Origin of the sequence: Kitasatospora sp. NPDC090308 (assembly GCF_044769485.1) — a bacterium.
Lineage (GTDB): Bacteria > Actinomycetota > Actinomycetes > Streptomycetales > Streptomycetaceae > Kitasatospora > Kitasatospora fiedleri.
Genome location: NZ_JBIVXY010000006.1, coordinates 177,817 through 196,494, shown reverse-complemented (window position 1 = coordinate 196,494; position 18,678 = coordinate 177,817). Strand labels below are relative to the sequence as shown.

At 74.2% G+C, this 18,678-nt stretch carries 13 protein-coding genes, 1 tRNA gene and 1 pseudogene; 6 read left to right on the top strand and 9 right to left on the bottom strand.

Annotated elements, in window-relative coordinates:
- Positions 1-291: 291 nt before the first annotated feature.
- The 4 genes and pseudogenes from ACIQVD_RS16825 (at position 292) to ACIQVD_RS16810 (ending at position 6,194) form a co-directional block, all read left to right on the top strand.
- Entirely contained in the window at positions 292-2,505 is a 2,214-nt protein-coding gene (locus tag ACIQVD_RS16825) for a (Fe-S)-binding protein (protein WP_402289821.1), read from the top strand.
- A gap of 362 nt (positions 2,506-2,867) precedes the next feature.
- A pseudogene (locus ACIQVD_RS16820) lies at positions 2,868-3,941 on the top strand (sugar phosphate nucleotidyltransferase); the annotation flags it as partial.
- A gap of 205 nt (positions 3,942-4,146) precedes the next feature.
- Positions 4,147-5,163, top strand: a complete 1,017-nt coding sequence (locus tag ACIQVD_RS16815; RefSeq protein WP_402289819.1) for a YIP1 family protein — start codon at positions 4,147-4,149, stop codon at positions 5,161-5,163.
- Positions 5,164-5,300: 137 nt separating this feature from the next.
- Positions 5,301-6,194 carry a metal-dependent hydrolase gene (locus ACIQVD_RS16810; protein ID WP_402289816.1) on the top strand — a complete coding sequence of 298 codons (894 nt, stop codon included), beginning with the start codon at positions 5,301-5,303 and terminating at the stop codon, positions 6,192-6,194.
- 67 nt (positions 6,195-6,261) lie between these two features.
- Here ACIQVD_RS16810 and dcd read toward each other — a convergent pair whose 3' ends face one another.
- Positions 6,262-6,837 (bottom strand): dCTP deaminase, encoded by a 576-nt coding sequence (dcd, locus tag ACIQVD_RS16805; protein WP_111556909.1) that lies wholly within the window; start codon positions 6,835-6,837, stop codon positions 6,262-6,264.
- Positions 6,838-6,908: 71 nt separating this feature from the next.
- The gene (locus tag ACIQVD_RS16800; protein ID WP_100837305.1) at positions 6,909-7,130 is read right to left on the bottom strand and encodes a hypothetical protein; all 222 of its coding nucleotides are present in this window, start codon (positions 7,128-7,130) and stop codon (positions 6,909-6,911) included.
- Between the two features lie 157 nt (positions 7,131-7,287).
- Between ACIQVD_RS16800 and ACIQVD_RS16795 the strand changes: the two genes are divergently transcribed.
- Positions 7,288-7,361 (top strand) — tRNA-Gly (locus ACIQVD_RS16795).
- 236 nt (positions 7,362-7,597) lie between these two features.
- Here ACIQVD_RS16795 and ACIQVD_RS16790 read toward each other — a convergent pair.
- The 5 genes from ACIQVD_RS16790 to ACIQVD_RS16770 all read right to left on the bottom strand — a co-directional run bounded on the left by ACIQVD_RS16790 (position 7,598) and on the right by ACIQVD_RS16770 (position 14,220).
- Positions 7,598-7,948: a zinc-binding dehydrogenase gene (locus ACIQVD_RS16790; RefSeq protein ID WP_402290077.1), complete on the bottom strand. Its 351-nt coding sequence runs from the start codon at positions 7,946-7,948 to the stop codon at positions 7,598-7,600.
- Between the two features lie 29 nt (positions 7,949-7,977).
- The gene (locus ACIQVD_RS16785) at positions 7,978-8,568 is read right to left on the bottom strand and encodes an alcohol dehydrogenase catalytic domain-containing protein (RefSeq protein WP_402289812.1); all 591 of its coding nucleotides are present in this window, start codon (positions 8,566-8,568) and stop codon (positions 7,978-7,980) included.
- Positions 8,569-8,672: 104 nt separating this feature from the next.
- Entirely contained in the window at positions 8,673-9,953 is a 1,281-nt protein-coding gene (locus ACIQVD_RS16780; protein ID WP_402289809.1) for an MFS transporter, read from the bottom strand.
- A 107-nt stretch (positions 9,954-10,060) separates the two neighbouring features.
- A complete protein-coding gene (locus tag ACIQVD_RS16775; RefSeq protein WP_402289806.1) occupies positions 10,061-10,720 on the bottom strand; it encodes a pyridoxamine 5'-phosphate oxidase family protein in 660 nt (219 codons plus the stop codon).
- 158 nt (positions 10,721-10,878) lie between these two features.
- Positions 10,879-14,220, bottom strand: coding sequence for a BTAD domain-containing putative transcriptional regulator (locus ACIQVD_RS16770; RefSeq protein ID WP_402289803.1), 3,342 nt, complete (start codon positions 14,218-14,220; stop codon positions 10,879-10,881).
- 237 nt (positions 14,221-14,457) lie between these two features.
- On the opposite strand from ACIQVD_RS16770, the gene ACIQVD_RS16765 reads away from it, so the two are divergent.
- The gene (locus tag ACIQVD_RS16765; RefSeq protein WP_100837319.1) at positions 14,458-15,747 is read left to right on the top strand and encodes an NAD(P)/FAD-dependent oxidoreductase; all 1,290 of its coding nucleotides are present in this window, start codon (positions 14,458-14,460) and stop codon (positions 15,745-15,747) included.
- Between the two features lie 271 nt (positions 15,748-16,018).
- On the opposite strand, the gene ACIQVD_RS16760 is transcribed toward ACIQVD_RS16765, so the two are convergent.
- Both ACIQVD_RS16760 and ACIQVD_RS16755 read right to left on the bottom strand, forming a co-directional pair.
- Positions 16,019-17,125, bottom strand: coding sequence for a tryptophan dimethylallyltransferase family protein (locus ACIQVD_RS16760; protein WP_400683328.1), 1,107 nt, complete (start codon positions 17,123-17,125; stop codon positions 16,019-16,021).
- 226 nt (positions 17,126-17,351) lie between these two features.
- Entirely contained in the window at positions 17,352-18,668 is a 1,317-nt protein-coding gene (locus ACIQVD_RS16755) for a cytochrome P450 (protein WP_282206296.1), read from the bottom strand.
- Positions 18,669-18,678 lie beyond the last annotated feature (10 nt).

Genomic DNA, 18,678 nt, shown 5'->3' with positions numbered 1-18,678 from the left:
AGGAGAAGTTGAGCAGTACGGACTCAAGGATGCACGACCGATCGGACCGCGTCAACAGCTTTGAGTCCGTGTCGCTCAACTTTACTGAGCGCTTATGTCGCGAGGGGTCCGGCGGCTGCTCCGGGCGGGTGAGTCTGGGCTTAGTGACTGCCGCCATACCTTGAACATCTTCTGGCGGAGTGTTAACGCGCGGTAATGTCCGGCGCGTCGACCCTGCAAGTTACCGACCAGTACAATCTGCGGGGGACCCAAGGGAAGACTCGGACCAGAGCCGCTGGAGACGGAGAGCCGATGCAGCTAGCAGCGATCGTCATCTCGCTGGTCACATTCGTGATCGGCACCGCGCTCGCCGCCCGTGCGGCGCTGTACATCTACAAGGTGGTGCGCACCGGCTCCGCCGACGGCACCCGATTCGGGCAGCCCGCGCAGCGGGTCGCCACCGTGGCCAAGGAGTTCCTCGGCCACACCCGGATGAACCGCTGGGGCGTCGTCGGCGTCGCCCACTGGTTCGTCGCCGTCGGGTTCTTCTCGCTGGTGCTCACCCTGGTGAACGCCTTCGGGCAGCTCTTCGACGCCGAGTTCGTGCTCCCGGTCATCGGCCACTGGCTGCCGTGGAACATCTTCGTCGAGCTGATCGGCACCCTCACCACCCTGGGCATCCTCACCCTGATGGTGATCCGCCTGCTCAGCCTGCCCTCCCGGGCCGGCCGCAAGTCCCGGTTCGCCGGCTCGATCGCCTGGCAGGCGTTCTACGTCGAGTACACGATCCTCGGCATCGGCCTGTGCATCATGATGCTGCGCGGCCTGGAGGGCGCCCTGGAGGGCGTCGACTCCTACGACCCGGCCTACCTGGTCTCGTACCCGATCGCCGCCGCCTTCCACGGCACCGCGCACGGCACCCTGGTCAACCTGGTCTACCTGTTCGCGATGCTGAAGATCTGCATCTCCTTCGCCTGGGCGATCACCATCGGCGTCAACCCCTCGATGGGCGTCGCCTGGCACCGCTTCCTGGCCTTCTTCAACATCTACTTCAAGCGCGAGGACGACGGCGGCACCGCGCTCGGCGCGCTGCGCCCGATGACCAGCGGCGGCGCCCCGATCGACTTCGAGGACCCGGCCGACGACGCCGTGTTCGGCGTCTCCCAGGTCGAGCACTTCTCCTGGAAGGGCATCCTCGACTTCTCCACCTGCACCGAGTGCGGCCGCTGCCAGTCGCAGTGCCCGGCCTGGAACACCGGCAAGCCGCTCTCGCCCAAGCTGCTGATCATGAGCCTGCGCGAGCACGCCTTCGCCAAGGCCCCGTACCTGCTGGCCGGCGGCGGCAAGTCCATGGAGGGCGAGGAGCAGGCCACCGCCGAGCAGCTCGCCGGCGTCCCCGCCGCCGCGCTGGCCGAGGCCGAGCGCCCGCTGATCGGCACCGCTGAGGAGGGCGGCGTCATCGACCCGGACGTGCTGTGGTCCTGCACCACCTGCGGCGCCTGCGTCGAGCAGTGCCCGGTCGACATCGAGCACATCGACCACATCGTCGACATGCGCCGCTACCAGGTGATGATCGAGAGCAGCTTCCCGACCGAGGCCGGGACGATGCTCAAGAACCTGGAGAACAAGGGCAACCCGTGGGGCCTGGCCACCAAGGCCCGGCTGGACTGGGTCAAGGAGCTGAAGAAGGAGACCGGCATCGAGGTGCCGGTGATCGGCGAGGACATCGACCCCGCCGAGGTCGAGTACCTCTACTGGGTCGGCTGCGCCGGCGCCCTGGAGGACCGGGCCAAGAAGACCACCAAGGCGTTCGCCGAACTGCTGCACACCGCGGGCGTGAAGTTCGCCATCCTCGGCAAGGAGGAGACCTGCACCGGTGACTCCCCGCGCCGCCTCGGCAACGAGTTCCTGTTCCAGATGCTCGGCGCGCAGAACGTCGAGACCCTGAACGCCGCGCTGGAGGACGCCCCCACCAAGCGGATCGTCGCCACCTGCCCGCACTGCTTCAACACCATCGCCAACGAGTACCCGCAGCTCGGCGGCCACTTCGAGGTCATCCACCACACCCAGCTGCTCCAGCACCTGATCGACGAGGGCAAGCTGCTGCCGGTGAACCCGGTGGAGGGCCTGATCACCTACCACGACCCGTGCTACCTCGGCCGGCACAACAAGGTCTACACCCCGCCGCGCGAGATCATCGGCCGGGTGCCCGGCCTGCGCAACGAGGAGATGCACCGCCACAAGGAGCGCGGCTTCTGCTGCGGCGCCGGCGGCGCCCGGATGTGGATGGAGGAGCGGATCGGCAAGCGGATCAACACCGAGCGGGTGGACGAGGCGCTGTCGCTGAACCCGGACATCGTCTCCACCGCCTGCCCGTTCTGCCTGGTGATGCTCTCCGACTCGGTCAACGGCAAGAAGAACGAGGGCGCGGCCAAGGAGCACCTCAAGGTCGTCGACGTCGCCCAGCTGCTGCTGGAGTCGGTCAAGGCCGCCCCCGCCGCCGAGGCGGAGCCGGTCGAGGCCTGACACCCCCGCACCACCTGCCTCACCCGTACCACCCGCACCCCCGCACCACCCGGACCCCGGGCGCCCGTCGCGGCCCCGGGGTCCGGCCGCGTCCGGACCGGGCGCGGCACCGGGGCCCGGTCCGGGGAACGGCCCGCGACGCTTCCCGAGCCGGGCCCGGCCCCGGAGCGCCGATCCGCACGCACGATCGACCGGGGTGGTGGCACCCAGGCGATGTTCGAGCAAATAGAGTGTGCGACGGAACCGCGGGAAGGACCGGTTCCGTCGGAGGCCATGGCACGCCGCCCCGGCCAGTTCACCGAGCGAGCGCACCGGACCCTGTCGTGCCGGGCCGCCGGAATTCGACCACGGGAGACAGCACCATGACCCAGGCGATCATGCTGGTCGGAGGCAAGGGCACCCGCCTCCGTCCGTTGACCACCCACACGCCGAAACCGATGCTGCCCGTGGCGGGTGTCCCGTTCATCGCGCACCAGCTCGCCCGGGCCGCCGCCGCCGGCGTCACCCGCGTGGTGCTCGCCACCTCCTACCTCGCCGAGGTCTTCGTCGACCACTTCCAGGACGGCAGCCCCTACGGCATCGAACTGGTCTACCTCACCGAGGAGGAGCCGCTGGGCACCGGCGGCGCGATCCGCAACGCCGCCACCGGCCTCACCTGCGGCCCCGACGAGCCGGTGCTGGTCTTCAACGGCGACATCCTCTCCGGCCTGGACATCGCCGCCCTGCGCGACGGGCACAGCGCCTCCGGCGCCGACGTCACCCTGCACCTCACCCGGGTGGCCGATCCGCGCGCCTTCGGCCTCGTCCCGACCGATCCGGACGGCCGGGTGCTCGCCTTCCTGGAGAAGCCCGAGACCCCCGAGCAGATCGTCACCGACCAGATCAACGCGGGCTGCTACGTCTTCACCCGCTCGGTGATCGACCGCATCCCGACCGGCCGCGAGGTCTCGGTCGAGCGCGAGACCTTCCCCGAACTGCTCGCCACCGGCGCGCTGCTGCGCGGCGTCGTCGACACCTCCTACTGGCTGGACCTGGGCACCCCCGGCGCCTTCGTCCGCGGCTCGGCCGACCTGGTGCTCGGCAAGGTCGACTCCCCGGCCGTCCCCGGCCCCACCGGCGAGGCGCTGCTGCTGTCCGGCTCGCACGTCGACCCGGCCGCCGTGCTCAGCTCCGGCACCGTGGTCTCCGAGGGCGCCCGGGTCGCCGCCGGCGCCATCGTCGAGGGCAGCGTGGTGCTGCCCGGCGCCCGGATCGAGGCCGGCGCGTACGTCCGGGACTCCATCGTCGGCGCCTACGCCGAGGTCGGTGAGCGCTGCTCGCTGGACGGCGTGGTGATCGGCGACGGCGCCGTCCTGGAGGCCGAGAACGAGCTCCCGTCCGGCCTGCGGATCGCCTGCGGCACCCGGCTCCCGGTCGGCGCCGTCCGGCTCTCGGCGGGCCCCGGCGGCTGCGAGGCCGGCCTCAGCAACGCCGCCGCGGTGCACGCGCCCGGCGCCGGCGTCACCGGCTGAGCCCTCCCGCCCGGACTCCGCCGGAACCCGTCGGGCCGGACCCGGGCGCACCGTCACAGGACGGCTGCAATCCGGCCCCGCCGCCATGATCACCCGACGGTGGGTCAGCCGTTGCGGGTACCGTCGAGGCGTGGCTGGCAATCGACACGACGACGGACGGGGCGCCGACCCCCGGCAGCGCTGGACGGCACCCGCCCCTGGCACCCCCCAGGGCGACCCGTACCCCGGCGCGCCCACCGGCGCCCCCGAGTACTTCACCGCCCCGCACCCCGGGCCCACCGGCCCCGGCGACCGGCCCGGCCACACCAGGGCCTTCGCGCTCGGCGAGCAGCCCTACGGCGACCAGTCCCACGGCGAGCAGCCGTACCCGTACGACGACGGCTACGGCCAGGGCTACGACGGCCAGGGCTACGACGGCCACGGCTACGACGGCCAGGGCCACGACGACGGGTACGGCGGCCACCCGGGCCACCCGGCGGGGCAGGACGGCTACGGCTACGGCTACCACCCGGACGGCCCCGGGCCGGGCGGCTACGCCCCCGGGGCGGCGGACAACGTCGCCGTCTACCGGGCCGGCGGCCAGGCCGCGCCGCACGCGGGCGGGCCCCGGCTGCCCTGGCGGCAGCTGCTGGTCGGCATGTACCGCAGCCCCGGCGCCACCTTCGACCGGATGCGCGACCACCAGGTGTGGCTGCCCGCGCTGTGCGTGTCGCTGCTGTACGGCGTGCTCGCGGTGTTCGCCCTCGACTCCACCTACGACCAGGTGGTGCACTCCACCTTCGCGGTCGCGCTGTGGGCGATCGGCGGCGCCGCGGTCGCCTTCACGCTGGCCGGCGGGGTGCTCTCCGCGGTCACCTACGTCCTGGCCCGGCAGTCCGGCGGCGACGGCCCCTGGCAGTCCACGGTCGGCCTGGCCGCGCTGATCAGCTGGACCACCGACGCCCCGCGGCTGCTGCTCGCCCTCTTCCTGCCGGCCGGCAACCCGGTCGTGCAGGTGGTCGGCTGGGCGACCTGGGTGGGCTGCGCGGTCCTGCTGACCACCATGGTGCGGCGGATCCACGACCTGCCCTGGGGCAAGGCGGCCGGCGCGGCGGCGGTGCAGCTGCTGGCGCTGCTGGTGCTGATCAAGCTGCCGACCCTGGGCTGAGGCGCGGCGCCCGGGCCCGGCACCGGGGCTCCGGGCCCGGGCGGACGGCCCCCTCGGGCCGGGCGTCCGGCCCGGTCCGGCCGGGTTTGTAGGGTGAGGTGTTCGACCCACCCTCGCACCCCGTCCGGAGCCCGCGCATGAGCCTGCCCACCACCCACGTCAGCTTTCCGGCCGGGGAGGTGACCGGCGAGTCACCGGTCCTCGCCGTGCGCGCCCTGCCGGACGGCCGCACCGCGGTGGTCACCGCGGCGACCCCGTTCCACCCCGTCGACCACACCTGGCCCGACCAGCCCGCCGACCACGGCACCCTCACCGTCGACGGCACCGCCCACCCCGTCGTCGACTGCCTCACCGGCGCGGCCGGGCCCGCGGGCGAGTTCGCGGTCGGCGCCGACGTCCCGGTCCGGCGCGGCGACGAGGACTGGTCCTGGCTGGTGCTGCACGTGCTGCCCGCCGACGCGCTCGGGCCCGAGGCCGTCGGACGCACCGCCCACCTCGCCGTCGACGCCGGACGCCGCGCCGCGCTCTCCGCCGCGCACACCGGCTGCCACCTGCTCGCCCTCGCCCTGAACGCCGCCCTCGCCCCGCGCTGGCGCAAGGACCCCGGCCGCACCGACGCCCTCGGCCACCCCGACTTCGACAGCCTCGCCATGGACAGCTCGGTGATGGACACCACCGCCAGCACCGACACCTACCGGATCGGCAAGTCGCTGAAGAAGAAGGGCTTCACCGTCGACGCCACCGACGCCCTCCCGGCCCTCGCCGACGCCCTCCCCGCCCTCACCGCGGACGTCAACGCCCGGCTCGCCGCCTGGGTCGCCGCCGACGCCCCCGTCGGCATCGACACCCCCGGCCCCGAACTCACCGCCCGCCGCCGCTGGCACGCCGAACTCCCCGAGGGCCCCGCCGGCATCGCCTGCGGCGGCACCCACCTGCACCGCCTCGGCCAGCTCACCGGCCTGCGCACCGCACTCACCCTCACCGCGGACGGCACCGAACTCGTCGCCGTCACCACCCCCGTCCGCGCCTGACGACCGTCCCCGCACACGCCGAGGGCCGGCCCCGTCCGTCGGGGCCGGCCCTCGTCCGCACGTCCGTTCAGATCCGGGTGCGGTGGAAGTTCAGGTAGGAGCGGGACGGCGTCGGGCCGCGCTGCCCCTGGTACCGCGAGCCGTAGCGCTCCGAGCCGTACGGGTGCTCGGCCGGCGAAGAGAGCCGGAACAGGCACAGCTGCCCGATCTTCATCCCCGGGTACAGCTTGATCGGCAGCGTCGCCACGTTCGACAGCTCCAGCGTCACGTGCCCGCTGAACCCCGGGTCGATGAACCCCGCCGTCGAGTGCGTCAGCAGCCCCAGCCGCCCCAGGCTCGACTTCCCCTCCAACCGCGAGGCCACGTCGTCCGGCAGCGTGATCACCTCGAAGGTGGACGCCAGCACGAACTCGCCCGGGTGCAGGATGAACGCGTCGTCCCCGTCCGGCTCGACCAGCCGCGTCAGGTCCGGCTGTTCCTCCGAAGGGTCGATGTGCGGGTAGCGGTGGTTCTCGAAGACCCGGAAGAACCGGTCCAGTCGAACGTCGATGCTCGACGGCTGGACCATCGACGACTCGAACGGGTCGATCACGACCCGCCCCTTGTCGATCTCGGCACGGATGTCGTTGTCGGAGAGCAGCACGCCCCCGAGCGTACGTGCCACGGGGCGGGCGCCCCAAAAGCGCCCGCCCCGTGGACCACTCCGGCCACCCGCTACGACAGCGACTCCACCGCCACCAGCCGCAGCCCGCGCGCCAGTTCGTCCGCCGACAGCTCCGACACGTCCGCCGGCACCGAACTCCGCAACCGCCCGCACCCGGGACACCGCAACAACCGCCCCGGCCCCAACCGCCCCGCCTGCAGATGCTGCATCGGAAACGCCGCCGTACTGAACACGTGCCCCTCGACACAACGAACCACGGTGCGCTGCTCCATCGGTCCCCTTCCCACACTCTCCGCCGACAGCGTCACATTAGGGGATCTACCGGACACCGCTCACCTAGGCTCGCCGCCACCGGAACCCTGTGCTCACCGCCCCGCACCATGGGGTACAGTGGTCCTTGATCGGGCCGTCACTGACGGGCCGTCAGCTGCGGGTGTAGTTTAATGGTAGAACATGAGCTTCCCAAGCTTAGAGCGCGAGTTCGATTCTCGTCACCCGCTCCAGCAGAAAGCCCCAGGTCAATGGCCTGGGGCTTCTTCGTTCTCCTCGTCCGGCGTCGGCGGCGGCCCGGCCGCGCACGCGGCAGGTCCGAGAGCGCGGGGTAGAGCCCAGAACCCCGCCGGGGCCGGGGGCGGGCGGCCACCACCGCCGGATGGCTCGTCTGGGTGCCCGCTTCGGCAGGAGGCCCCGGGGCGGGGGCCCGGGGCCTCTTCGGTGGTCGGGTGGGGCGGCCGGGGGGTCAGTGCAGTGCGAGCAGCAGCTTGCCCTTTCCGGTGCCGGTTTCCAGGAGGCGGCGGGCCTTGGCGGCTTCCGCCAGGGGGAGGGTCTCCGTGATGCCGGGGTCGATCCGGCCGGTGGCGAGGAGGCGGAGGGCTTCGGTGAGGTGGTCGCCGATCCGGTGGGGGGAGCGGCGGGCCAGGTCGCCGATGTTGAAGCCGGCGACGGTGCGGTTGGACTTCCGGAGGTCCCGGACGGAGGTGGTCCAGCTCTCGTGGCGGCCGAGGTCTCCGTAGGCCACCAGGCGGCCGAAGGGGGCCAGCGCCGTCAGGCTCTGTTCGCGGACCGGGCCGCCGACGGGGTCGAGGACCAGGTCGATGCCCCGGCCTTCGGTGGCTCGGGTCAGGGGGCGGTGAAGTCGTCGCGGAGGAAGACGTCGTCGTAGCCGAGGCTGAGCGCGTACGGGATCTTCCCGGCCGAGCCGACCGTGCCGAACACCCGTCGGGCGCCCAGGGCCCGGGCCAGTTGGGCGGCGGAGTGGATCAGGACGTCCTCGTCGGGGCGGAGTCGGCCGGCGTCGTCGAGGATGCCGAAGGCGGTGGGGTAGACGCAGGGCAGGGCCGCCGCGTGGGCCGGGTCGACCTCGCCGGCGGCGGTCTGCAGTGACCTGGTGGACCGGGCGTCCGCGACGGCCAGTTCGGCGTAACCGCCGAAGGCCGGCAGGTACGCCGCGACCGGCTCGCCCACGGACAGGCCGGTCACGCCCGGGCCGAGGGCGCTGACCGCGCCGGCGACCTCCAGGCCCGGGACGTCCACCCCGTGCGGTCCGTCCGGTGCGCCGAACTCGCCCCGGCGGTGCTGGACTTCGGCGAAGTTGACGCCCGCGAAGGCGACCCGCACGGTGACCTGACCGGCGGCCGGTACCGGCTCGGGCACATCCAGCTCCTCCAGTACTTCGACGCCTCCGTTGACCCGGAATCCGACGGCTCGCACCCGGTGCCCCCTCGACCGCGGCCCTCCCCGATGCGGGCCGTGTGGGGACGGGAACCCCGTGGGGCAGCCCGGCATTCCCGGTGAAGGGGTTGCCGGGCATGAACTCAACTCGTCTGATCAGGAGCGGCGTCGGAGCGTCGGACCGGGCGGTCCGGGACGCGGGGGAGGGTGCGGATGGGACGGGTGAGGAGCAGGGCGAGGGGGGTGAGGACGGCGACGAGGGTGCCGGCGGCGAGGACGTGGGAGGTGCCGAAGGCGTGGGTGGCGGGGCCGACGAGGGCGGAGCCGAGGGGGTAGAGGCCGACGGAGCCGGCGACTTCGTAGGCGTGGACCCGGTTGAGGACCTCGCCGGGGACCTGGGTCTGGACAGCGGTGGACCACATGACGCCCCAGACGCCGATGCCGGTGCCGACCAGTACCTGGGCGGCGGCGAGCAGCCAGACCGGGGCGTGCAGCAGGATGACGAGGGGGTAGAGCGGGTAGGCGAACATGGCGACCGCGCCGGCGGCCAGGGGGCGGCGGGGCTTGTAGCGGATGGCGAGCAGGCCGCCGGCCACGGTGCCCGCGCCGAGGGCGCAGTTGATCAGGCCGAACGCGGTGGGGCCGTGGGCGGGGACCACGATGCCTGCGGCGAGCGAGAGTTGGGGGCCCCAGGCCAGGACGGCGTAGCACATCCAGATCAGGACGACGCCCCAGAGCCAGCTGCGGGAGCGGAACTCGTGCCAGCCGACGGCCAGGTTGCGCCAGAGCGAGCGGTCGGCGGGCGGGGCGGGGACGGGCCCCAGGCGGAGCGCGAACAGGCAGGCGGCGCTGGTGGCGTACGCGAGGGCGGAGACCGCCATCACCCACCCGGTGGAGCCGAAGCCGACCAGCACGCCGGCCAGTGCGGGGCCGCCCAGGCCGGTCGCGGCCTCGGAGGTGCGCAGGACGCCGTTGGCGCCCTGGACGTCGCGGGAGACCAGCGGGACGGTCGAGGAGGCGCCGGGCTGGAACAGGGCGTTGGCGGTGCCCGCCACCGCGAGCAGGGCGTACAGCTGCCACAGGTGGTCGATGCCGTGCCAGAAGAGCAGGGCGAGCAGGACGTGCGCGGCCAGGTTGGCCAGGTCGGCGAGGATCATCATCCGGCGGGCGGTGAACCGGTCGGCGAGGACGCCGCCGAACAGCACCAGGCCGGCGAACGGGGCGACCAGGAAGGCCATCGCGTAGCCCGCCGTGTCCAGGCCGTGGCCGGCGGAGAGCAGCCCGGCGGAGACGGCGACCGGGAGCATCGCCCAGCTGAGCAGGCCCGCGCTGCGGGCGGTGAAGTAGCGGCGGAAGTTGCGGGACCAGATGGCGGGTTCGGCGGAGGTCACGGCCGCGGGGCGGTCGGTCAGGCTGGCGGGCACGGCGGGGTCGGTCCTTCGGTCGGAGGGAGGGGAGGGAGGGAAGGGAAGGGAAGGGAAGGGAAGGGACGGGGGAGGGAGGAGGGGGGAGGAGCGAAAGGGGCGGAGGGTCAGGAGGCGGTGGCAGGGGCGGCGGTGTGGCGGGCGAGTTCGGCGCGCAGCAGGGCGTTCTCCCGTTCCAGCCGTTCCAGGCGGGTCAGGCGGTCGCGGACCGGCGCCAGGGCGTCGGCGAGTTCGTGCTCGGTGAAGCGCGGGGTGATGTGGTGGGCGCAGTTCCAGGCGTGCGCCTCGACCCAGATGGTGACGAGCTGTTCGATCCGGCCGTCGGTGCGCGGGGTGCTGAGACGTGCGGCGAGGGCGGGGTCGTGGTCGGCGGGGACGGCGGTGGCGCGGCCGAACACCTTGAGGCGGGCCTGCCGGGCGTGGTCGAGGAAGAACAGGGCGACCCGGCCGTCGCCGCCGCGCAGGTTGCCGGTGGTCAGGTACTGCCGGTTGCCGCGGACGTCCAGGTAGCCGAGGGTGTGCGGGTCCAGGACGTGGACGAAGCCGGGCGGGCCGCCGCGGAACTGGAGGTACGGCCAGCCGTTCTCGTTGACCGTCGCGAACAGGAAGCCGTCCATGCCGCGGACGAAGGAGGTCTCGGCGTCGGTGAGCGGCTCGGGTTCGTCGCCCGGTACGCGCAGGCGGCGGTCGGCCGCGGCGGCGCTGCCCATCTCCTGTTGGAGGCGGCGTACGGCGGGGGTGTACGCGAGTCGGTCGTAGCGGCTCAAGGTGTCACCTCGGGGTCCGGTCCGGTGCGGTGGGGTTTTCACCGTAAGGAGCCGGGCTGTCCGGGCGGCCGGAGCGGGACCAGAGGGCGGGACGGGGGAGGGCGGGGCGCTGAGCTGCGGTGATGTGCGGGGAGCGGAAGTTTCGCGGAACTTCCGGTTCAGCGGAGGGAAGTGCCGCCCGCCGCCCGGACGATCCGCAGCGCCTCCCGGCGGTGCCGGACCGCGTCGGCGGCACTGGCGTCGGTGTCGGCGGTGCCGGGGCCGGTGCTGAGCGCGGTGGCGGCCAGGGCGAGGGCGAGGCGGGCCCGGACCTCGCCGGGGCGGTGGCCGCTCGCGCGGTGCAGGGCGAGCGCGTCGGTGCCGAGGGCGAGGGCGGCCCGCGGGTCGCCGAGGCGGACCCGGACGCGGGCCAGGACGGTGAGGGCGTCGCCCTCGGGCACCCGGAACTCGGCTTCCCGGGCGAGGACGAGGGCGTGCTCGGCGGTGCGCAGCGCGGCGCGCGGGTCGGTGTCGAGCAGGGCGGCGGCGAGGCCGGCCAGGGCGACGGCCTGCGGGTGGCGGTCGCCCGCGGCCTCGGCCAGGCGCAGGGCCTCGCGGTGGCCGGCGGCCGCCTCGGCGGGACGGTGGGCGCGGGCGTGCGCGGCGGCGAGGGCGAGGTGGGCGTTGGCCTCCAGGGCCCGGTTGCGCACGGTGCGGGCGGTGGCGAGCGCGGTGTGGGCGAGCAACTGTCCGGTGGCGTGGTCGCCGAGGTCGGTGTGGGCGGAGGACAGGCAGGTCAGCGCGACGGCCTCGCTGAACCGGTTGCGGTGCCGCCGGTGCACCGGCAGGGTCTCGCCGATCACCCGGGTCGCCTCGCCGGGGCGCCCGAGCGCCCGCTGGACCACGGCCAGGTTGGTCCGGGCGATGGCCTCCCGGTCGGCCGGTCCGTCGAGGCCGGTGGCGGCCGGGCCGAGCAGGCGGGCGGCGTGCGCGAAGTGCTCGGCGGCCTCGGACAGGCGGCCGAGCTTCCAGCAGATCAGGCCCAGCACGGTGATGTCGTCGGGGTGCGGCCCGGCGGACGGGGACGGTGGCGAGGACAGGGACACCGCGACGGGTGGGAGCAGGCGTTCCGTCAACTGCCGTGCGGCGGTCAGCTGTCCGGCTTCGCAGGCCCGGACGGCGGCGGTGGCCAGCCGGGCGCGGTCGGCCGGCCGGGCGCGGTCGGCCGGTCGGGCGGGACCGGTCGGCTGATCGAGGTCGGCCGGGCCCGGAGGGTCGGGCAGCGGGTGGGCGTCAGCCAACTGGTCGACGTCGGACCCTCGTTCGGCCGGCAGCCCGGCGGCGTACGGGTGGAGCAGGCCGGGCAGCCGGTAGTGGCCGGGGGGTTCTTCCCGGACGAGGTGGGCGTCGGTGAGGCGGGCCAGCAGGGCGGCGGTCTCGGCGGGGGTGGTGGCGGCGAGGGCGGTGGCGGCCCGGGTGGTGAGGCCGGGGGCGGGGGCCCTGCCGAGGAGGCGGAAGAGGTGGCGGGCGGGGGCGGGGAGGGCGCGGTAGGAGCGGTCGAAGGCGGTGCGCAGGCCGGTGTGCGGGTCGTCCGCGAGGTCGAGGCGGGCGAGCAGGTCGGCGTCGGGACGGGCGGGGGCGTGGTCGGCGAGGGGGCTGTCGGGGACGGCGGCCAGGTGGGCGGCGGCGAGGCGGAGGGCGAGGGGGAGGCCGCCGCAGGCGTGGACGAGGCGGCGGGCGGCGGCCGGTTCGGCGGCGATCCGGGGGGTGCCGAGGACGGTGCCGAGCAGCCGGGTGCCCTCCGCCGGGTCGAGGGCGTCGAGGGTGAGGCGGTGGGCGCCGTTGCCGACCAGCAGGCCGGTGAGGCGGTTGCGGCTGGTGACCAGGACGGCGCAGCCGCGGGTACCGGGGAGCAGGGGGCGGACCTGGGCGGCGTCCCGGGCGTCGTCGAGGAGGATCAGCAGGCGGCGGTCGGCGAGCAGGGTGCGGTAGAGCGCGGCGGCCTCGTCCGGGTCGGCGGGCAGCCGGTCGGGCGGGGTGCCGAGGGCGCGCAGGAAGCGGGCGAGGAGGTCGGCGGGGCGTGCGGCGGGCCGGGTGGAGTGGCCGTGCAGGTCGGCGAAGAGCTGGCCGTCCGGGAAGCGGTCGCGGTGTTCGTGCGCCCAGTGGGTGGCGAGGGCGGTCTTGCCGATGCCGGGCGGGCCGACCACCGTGACGAGCGGGTACGGGGCGGCGGGCCCGGCAGGGGTGGCGGGGACGGCCGGGAGCAGGGCGTCGAGTTCGCGCAGGTACCGGTGGCGGCCGACGAACCGGCCCGGGCCGGACGGGAGTTGGGCGGGCGGCGGTGGGAGGGGTGCCGGGCCGGATGGGGGCCGGGCCGGTGGGGGAGTGGCCGGCCGGGCGGGCAACTGGCCGCGCAGGACGCGCAGCTGGGCGTCGTGGAGTTCGGGGCCGGGGGTGACGCCGAGCTCCTCGTCGAGGCGGGTGCGCAGGCGGGTGTAGGTGTCGAGGGCGGCGGCCTGGCGGCCGCTCGCGGCGAGGGTGAGGATCAGCCGGGCGTGCAGGCCCTCGTGGAGCGGTTCGAGGTGGGCCAGTTCCCGGAGCGGGTGGACGGCCTGGTCGGCGCGGTGCAGCAGCAGGGCGGTGTCGGCGTGCAGCAGGGCGGCGCGGATCCGCCGTTCGTTGGCGGCGACCGCGGCGGGGTGGCGGCGCAGGGCCGGGTCGGCGTCGGCGAGGACGGGGCCGCGCCACCACCGCAGGGCGCGGGTGAGGTCCCGGTGCGCGGTGTCCGGGTCGGGGGCGTTCCGCAGGGAGGTGGTGCGGGCCAGCAGGTCGTCGAACCGCCCGAGGTCGGTGCGGTGGCGGGGCAGGTCGAGCCGGTAGCCGGTGGGGGTGCGGACGATGCCGGGGCGGTCCGGGTAGTCCGGACGGTCGGGGTCGTCGGAGCTGCCGGAGCTGTCGGGGGTGCTCGGGGCGAGGAGGCGGCGCAGTCGGCCGATGTGGGTGTGGAGCAGGCTCTGCTGCGAGTCGGGCGGCCCGGACGGCCACAGGGTGTCGGTGATCTCCTGTCGGGTGGCGGCGCCGGGGTGGGTGAGGGCGAGCAGTCCGAGCAGGCGGCGCAGGGTGGGGCTGCCGATCGGGACGTTGGCGCGGCCGTGGCGCAGGACGAGCGGGCCGAGCAGCAGCAGCGTCGTCCGGCCGCCCTCGGCGGAGCCGGTGCCGAGGCCGAGGCCGGTGCCGGCGCCGGTTCCTGCACCCGCTCCTGTGCCGGTGCTCGCGCCCAGGGCGGTGGCGGCGGAGCGCAGTTCGGCGGCCTGCGGGGCGGTCAGGCCGAGGGCGTCGGCGAGTCGGTGCAGGGTGCGTTCGCGGGGCTGCCGGACCCGGCCGTGTTCGAGGTCGCGCAGGGCCCGGGTGCTGAGCCCGGCGCGGGCGGCGGCGGTCTGCTGGCTGAGCCCGGCCCGGGTGCGCAGCGCGTGCAGCAGCGGACCGAAGGCGGACCGGCCGGCCGACCCGTGCTCCGCCATGCCGCCCGCCCCCTCGTCTCCGGACGATCAGTGTGGAGGGGCCCCGCCGCTCCGGGCAAGGCGCACCCGGCGGAGCCGTCCCGGCGGTGCCGCACCCCCGGTGCCCGCGCCGCCCCCCGCAGCGCGCGTGGTGGGCCGGTGGCGGCCCCGGGGGCATTGTGTGCCCTGCTTATGCTGAAGGGTCAAGATTGTTTGGGGAGCGGCGAGTTATCGGCTGAGCGATTCCTGGAGGTCGCAGTGGGTGTCTGTGTGATCGGCGCGGGTCTGTCGGGGCTGGCGGCGGCGTACGCGTTGCGCGAGCGCGGGCTGGACTTCGTCTGCCTGGAGCGCTCCCCGGGGGTGGGCGGGATCTGGCGTCGGCCGTCGGCGGGCGAGCCGGGTCCGGCGTACCAGGCGCTGCACCTGAACAGTGCCAAGCAGTTGACCGGGTTCGCGGCCTTCCCGATGTCCGACGAGATGCCGCTGTACCCGCGGCACAGCGACGTGGCGGCGTACCTGCGGGAGTTCGCCGAGTGGGCGGGGCTGCTGCCGCACATCGAGTTCCGCACCGAGGTGCTGTCGGTACGTCAGGACGCCTACGGGGTGTGGACGGTGGTCAGCCGCGGTGCCGCGGGGGTGGAGACCCGGCGGACGTTCGACCAGGTGGTGGTGGCCTCGGGGCACCACAACGTGCCGACGATGCCGAACCCGCTGCCGCCGGGCGCGGAGTCCTTCACCGGGGCGATGCTGCACTCGATGGACTTCATGGACGGCCGGGACTTCACCGGCCAGCGGGTGGTCGTGGTGGGCATGGGCGCGTCCGGGGTGGACATCGCGGCCGACCTGTCCCGGCACGCGGCCCGGACGGTGCTCTCGGCGCGCCGCGGCCTGCACGTCATACCCAAGCAGCTGCACGGCATATCGGTGGACCTGATCGCCGAGGCGCCCTGGTTCACCGCCAAGTCGCTGGAGGAGCAGCGGGAGTTCGTGGAGCAGGCGCTGGAGGTGGCGCGCGGCCGGATGTCGGACTACGGCCTGCCCGAGCCGGACCACCGGATCTTCTCCTCGGCGGTGACCATCTCGGACGAGATCCTGAGCCGGATCCGGCACGGCGCGGTGCTGCCGAAGCCCGGCATCGCCTCGCTGGAGGGCTCCACCGTCCGTTTCACGGACGGGAGTTGGACGGAGGCGGACGCGATCGTGTTCTGCACCGGCTTCGACTGGCGGTTCCCGTTCCTGCCGGACGGGCACCCGGCCGGTGCGACCGGTCCGGTCCGGCTGTACCGCCGGGTGGTGGCGCCGGAGCTGCCGGGGCTGCTGTTCCTGGGCCTGATCCGCCCGGTGGGGTCGATCACCCGGCTGGTGGAGGCGCAGGCGCAGTGGGTGGCGCGGCTGCTGACGGGGGAGGCGGTGCTGCCCGCGGCGGACGTGATGCGGAAGGAGATCGACGGGCACCTGGCCGGGATCGAGCGCCGGTACGGCATGTCGACGGGGTCCTCGATCCAGGTGGACGTCGGCTCGTACCTCCGTGAGCTGCGCGAGGCGTAGGCCGCAGTGAGGGTGCGGAGTCGCTCGTGGGCGTGCGGTCCCACGGGCGGTTCCGCCTGCGGCCCCGCCCGGCGGTGGCAGGAACGGGAACGAAGAGCGGGAACGAAGAGCGGGAAGAGCAAGAGGAGCACGGGAAGAGCGAGGAGCGGCGCCGGGGAGGCGGGTACGGACGTGAACGTGGGCGTGAGCGTCGGAGCGGCCGCGGACGCGGTGCGGTGCGGCAGTCACAGGGGAGGGGACGGCCGCCGGGCGCCGGTTCGGGTCGGCCGCGTCAGCGCACGTTCGGTGGTCGGACCCGGTACGCCTCGGAGGAGAGGTACGCGGTGATCCGGGGCGCCCGGCCGTGCTGGTGGGCCAGGGCGAGGTAGGAGATCAGGCCGACGCCGTCCTCCAGCGGGCGGGGGGTGAGCGCGCCGAGGGCGTTGCGCAGTCCGGACGGGTCGATGCCGTAGCGGTCGAGCAGGACGACCGCGCGGTCGAGCACCTCGCCGTCGTGCCGGGCGTAGTCGCGGACGGGCACGTACGCGGTGAACGCGCTGGGCACGCCGGTGGTGTCGGTGTAGCCGTGGCAGGTCTGGACGGGGCGCAGGGTGAGCCGGGGGTTGGTGTCGGGGGTGGTGCCGGCGGCGGTGCGCAGGAAGGACTCGAGTTCGGCGGGGCCGGGGCCGCCGGGCATCCGGCCGAGGGTGCCGGCGGCGGCGGGGGTGAGTCCGTGGTGGGTGGTGTAGATCTTGAGCCGGGGTTCGGGCCAGTCGCCGAGGTCGAGGGCGAGGAAGAGCAGTTGGTCGCCTTCGGGCAGGTCGCTGTCGGCGTGGTGGTGGCCGAGTCGGCGCAGGGCCGCGCGGACGGTGTGTTCGGCGTGGGCGGCGCCGTTGGCGGCCGGGTTGAGGTAGGCCTTCATCCGGGGGGTGCCGCCGGGGAGCAGCTCCAGGGCGATCCACAGGGAGAACGCCCCCTGCGGCTCGTCCGGGAGGAACAGGTCGGTGACGGTGTCGAGCTGTTCGGTGGAGATGCCCCAGTGTCCGGCGAGGCCGTGCAGGGCGCGCAGGGCGAGGCGGCTGCTCTCGGCGGGGGTGCCGAAGCCGCTGGCGGGTTCGAAGAGGACCCGCAGGGTGGGGGCGCGGTCGGCGGAGAAGGAGAGCGAGAACTCGACCGGGGTGTGGTCGTCGGAGAGGAACGACGGCGTGCCGGGGGGGAGGTCGAGGGAGCGGTCGGCGACCGGCCCGAGGGCGGCGTTGACGGCCCGGGTGTAGGCGGCGGACTCCCGGCGGTCCAGTCCGGCGAGTTCGCACAGGGCGAGCAGCTGTCTGGCGGTGTGGGAGCCGATGGTGCGGGTGGCGGCTTTGGGCGGGGGCAGCAGTTCGTTCAGGCCGGTCACGCCGGCGGGGGGGCACGGAAGACGCCCGACGCCCCCCCGGCCGCCGGGTATCGGCGGGTGCGAGGGGGCGGTGTACGAAGCCCAGGCGTCCTTGGAGGCTCTCTCCACGACACCCTCCTGTTCTCGGTCAGCGGGCAACCGCATATGGCGGAGGCAATTGCGCTGCTGAATACCCGAGCCGATCAATATTCATGCGACGCACGTGACATGAGTACTGTTGTGAAGATCACTTGGAGAGCCAGTTGAGGAACTGGCTCCAACGTCCGGTCTTCTCGGGGGTCTTGGCGGCCACCGGCCGGGCGGGCGCGGCGGCGGGCACCGGACGGGCCGGCTCGACCGGGCTGAACCGGGTGGGGAGCGCGACCAGGCCGCGGTTGAACGGGCCCGGACGCCAGCTCAGGCTGGCTTCGGGGACGGCGAGTTCGATGTCCGGCAGCTTGTTGAACAGGTTCTCGATCGCGGTCATGGCGATCTGCCGCGCCGAGTCCTTGGAGGGGCAGGCGTGCGGGCCGGCGCTCCAGGCCAGGTGCGCCCGGCTGCCGACCTGGCGCTCGCCGGCCAGGATCGGGCTGCGGTTGGCGGCGGCGAACGAGACCAGCATCAGGTCGCCGGCCTTGAACTGCTCGCCGGCGAACTCGGTGTCCATCGCCGGGTAGTGCGGGGCGAGGTTCGCGAACGGCGGGTTCTCCCACAGCGTGTCGTCGATCGCCTCGTCGATCAGGCCGCCCTGGTGGGCGTACGCGTCGTGGGTGAGCAGCCGGTGCAGGGTGGAGCCGATGAAGTTGCCCTCCGGGTCGGTGCCGGCCAGCAGCAGGGCGAGCTGGTGCACGGCCTCCTGGTCGGTGAGCCGCGCCTGGTGCTGCATCAGCCAGGAGGCGACGTCCTCGCCGGGACGGCTGCGCTTGAGCGCGACGAGTTCGCCGACCGCGCCGTACAGGACCTCGGCGGCCTGCTCCGCGTTGATGCCGTCGAACATGCCGGTGATGCCGAACAGCACCCGGTCGCCGATGTCGGCGGGGCAGCCGAACAGCTCGTTGAAGACGAACAGCGGCAGCTGCCGGGCGTAGCCGCCGACCAGGTCGACCGAGCCCCGGTAGCCGAACTGGGCGATCAGGAAGTCGGAGACCTGCTGGGTGACCCGGGACAGCCGGCGGGAGTCGATCCGGGCCATGGTGTCGGTGATGGCCTGGCGCAGCCGCAGGTGCTCGGCGCCGTCGGCGAACATGGCGTTGGGCCGGTGCATGAGGATCGGGACCACCGGGCTGTCCATCGGGACGACGCCCTCGTTGAGCTCGCGCCACCGCCGCCCGTCCTTGCGGAAGGTCGCGGAGTCCTGCAGCAGCTGCAGGGCGGCCGAGTACTCGGTGACCAGGGTGGCGTTCACCCCGGGGGCCAGCTCGACCGGGGCGGTCGGGCCGTAGTGCCGCAGGTAGTCGTAGTACGACTGCGGGTTGGCGGCGAACTCGGCTCCGTACAGCGGCACTCGGCCGCCGTGGGCCGGGCACCCGGGCGGGGGTACCGGGGCGGAAGAGTGAGCGTCCATGGCTGCGTAT

Bases quoted from the DNA above. Each gene is read 5' to 3' on its own strand.
- ACIQVD_RS16825 (WP_402289821.1), top strand. From the start codon at position 292: ATGCAGCTAGCAGCGATCGTCATCTCGCTGGTCACATTCGTGATCGGC.
- ACIQVD_RS16810 (WP_402289816.1), top strand. From the start codon at position 5,301: ATGAGCCTGCCCACCACCCACGTCAGCTTTCCGGCCGGGGAGGTGACC.
- ACIQVD_RS16800 (WP_100837305.1), bottom strand. From the start codon at position 7,130: ATGGAGCAGCGCACCGTGGTTCGTTGTGTCGAGGGGCACGTGTTCAGT.
- ACIQVD_RS16770 (WP_402289803.1), bottom strand. From the start codon at position 14,220: ATGGCGGAGCACGGGTCGGCCGGCCGGTCCGCCTTCGGTCCGCTGCTG.
- ACIQVD_RS16755 (WP_282206296.1), bottom strand. From the start codon at position 18,668: ATGGACGCTCACTCTTCCGCCCCGGTACCCCCGCCCGGGTGCCCGGCC.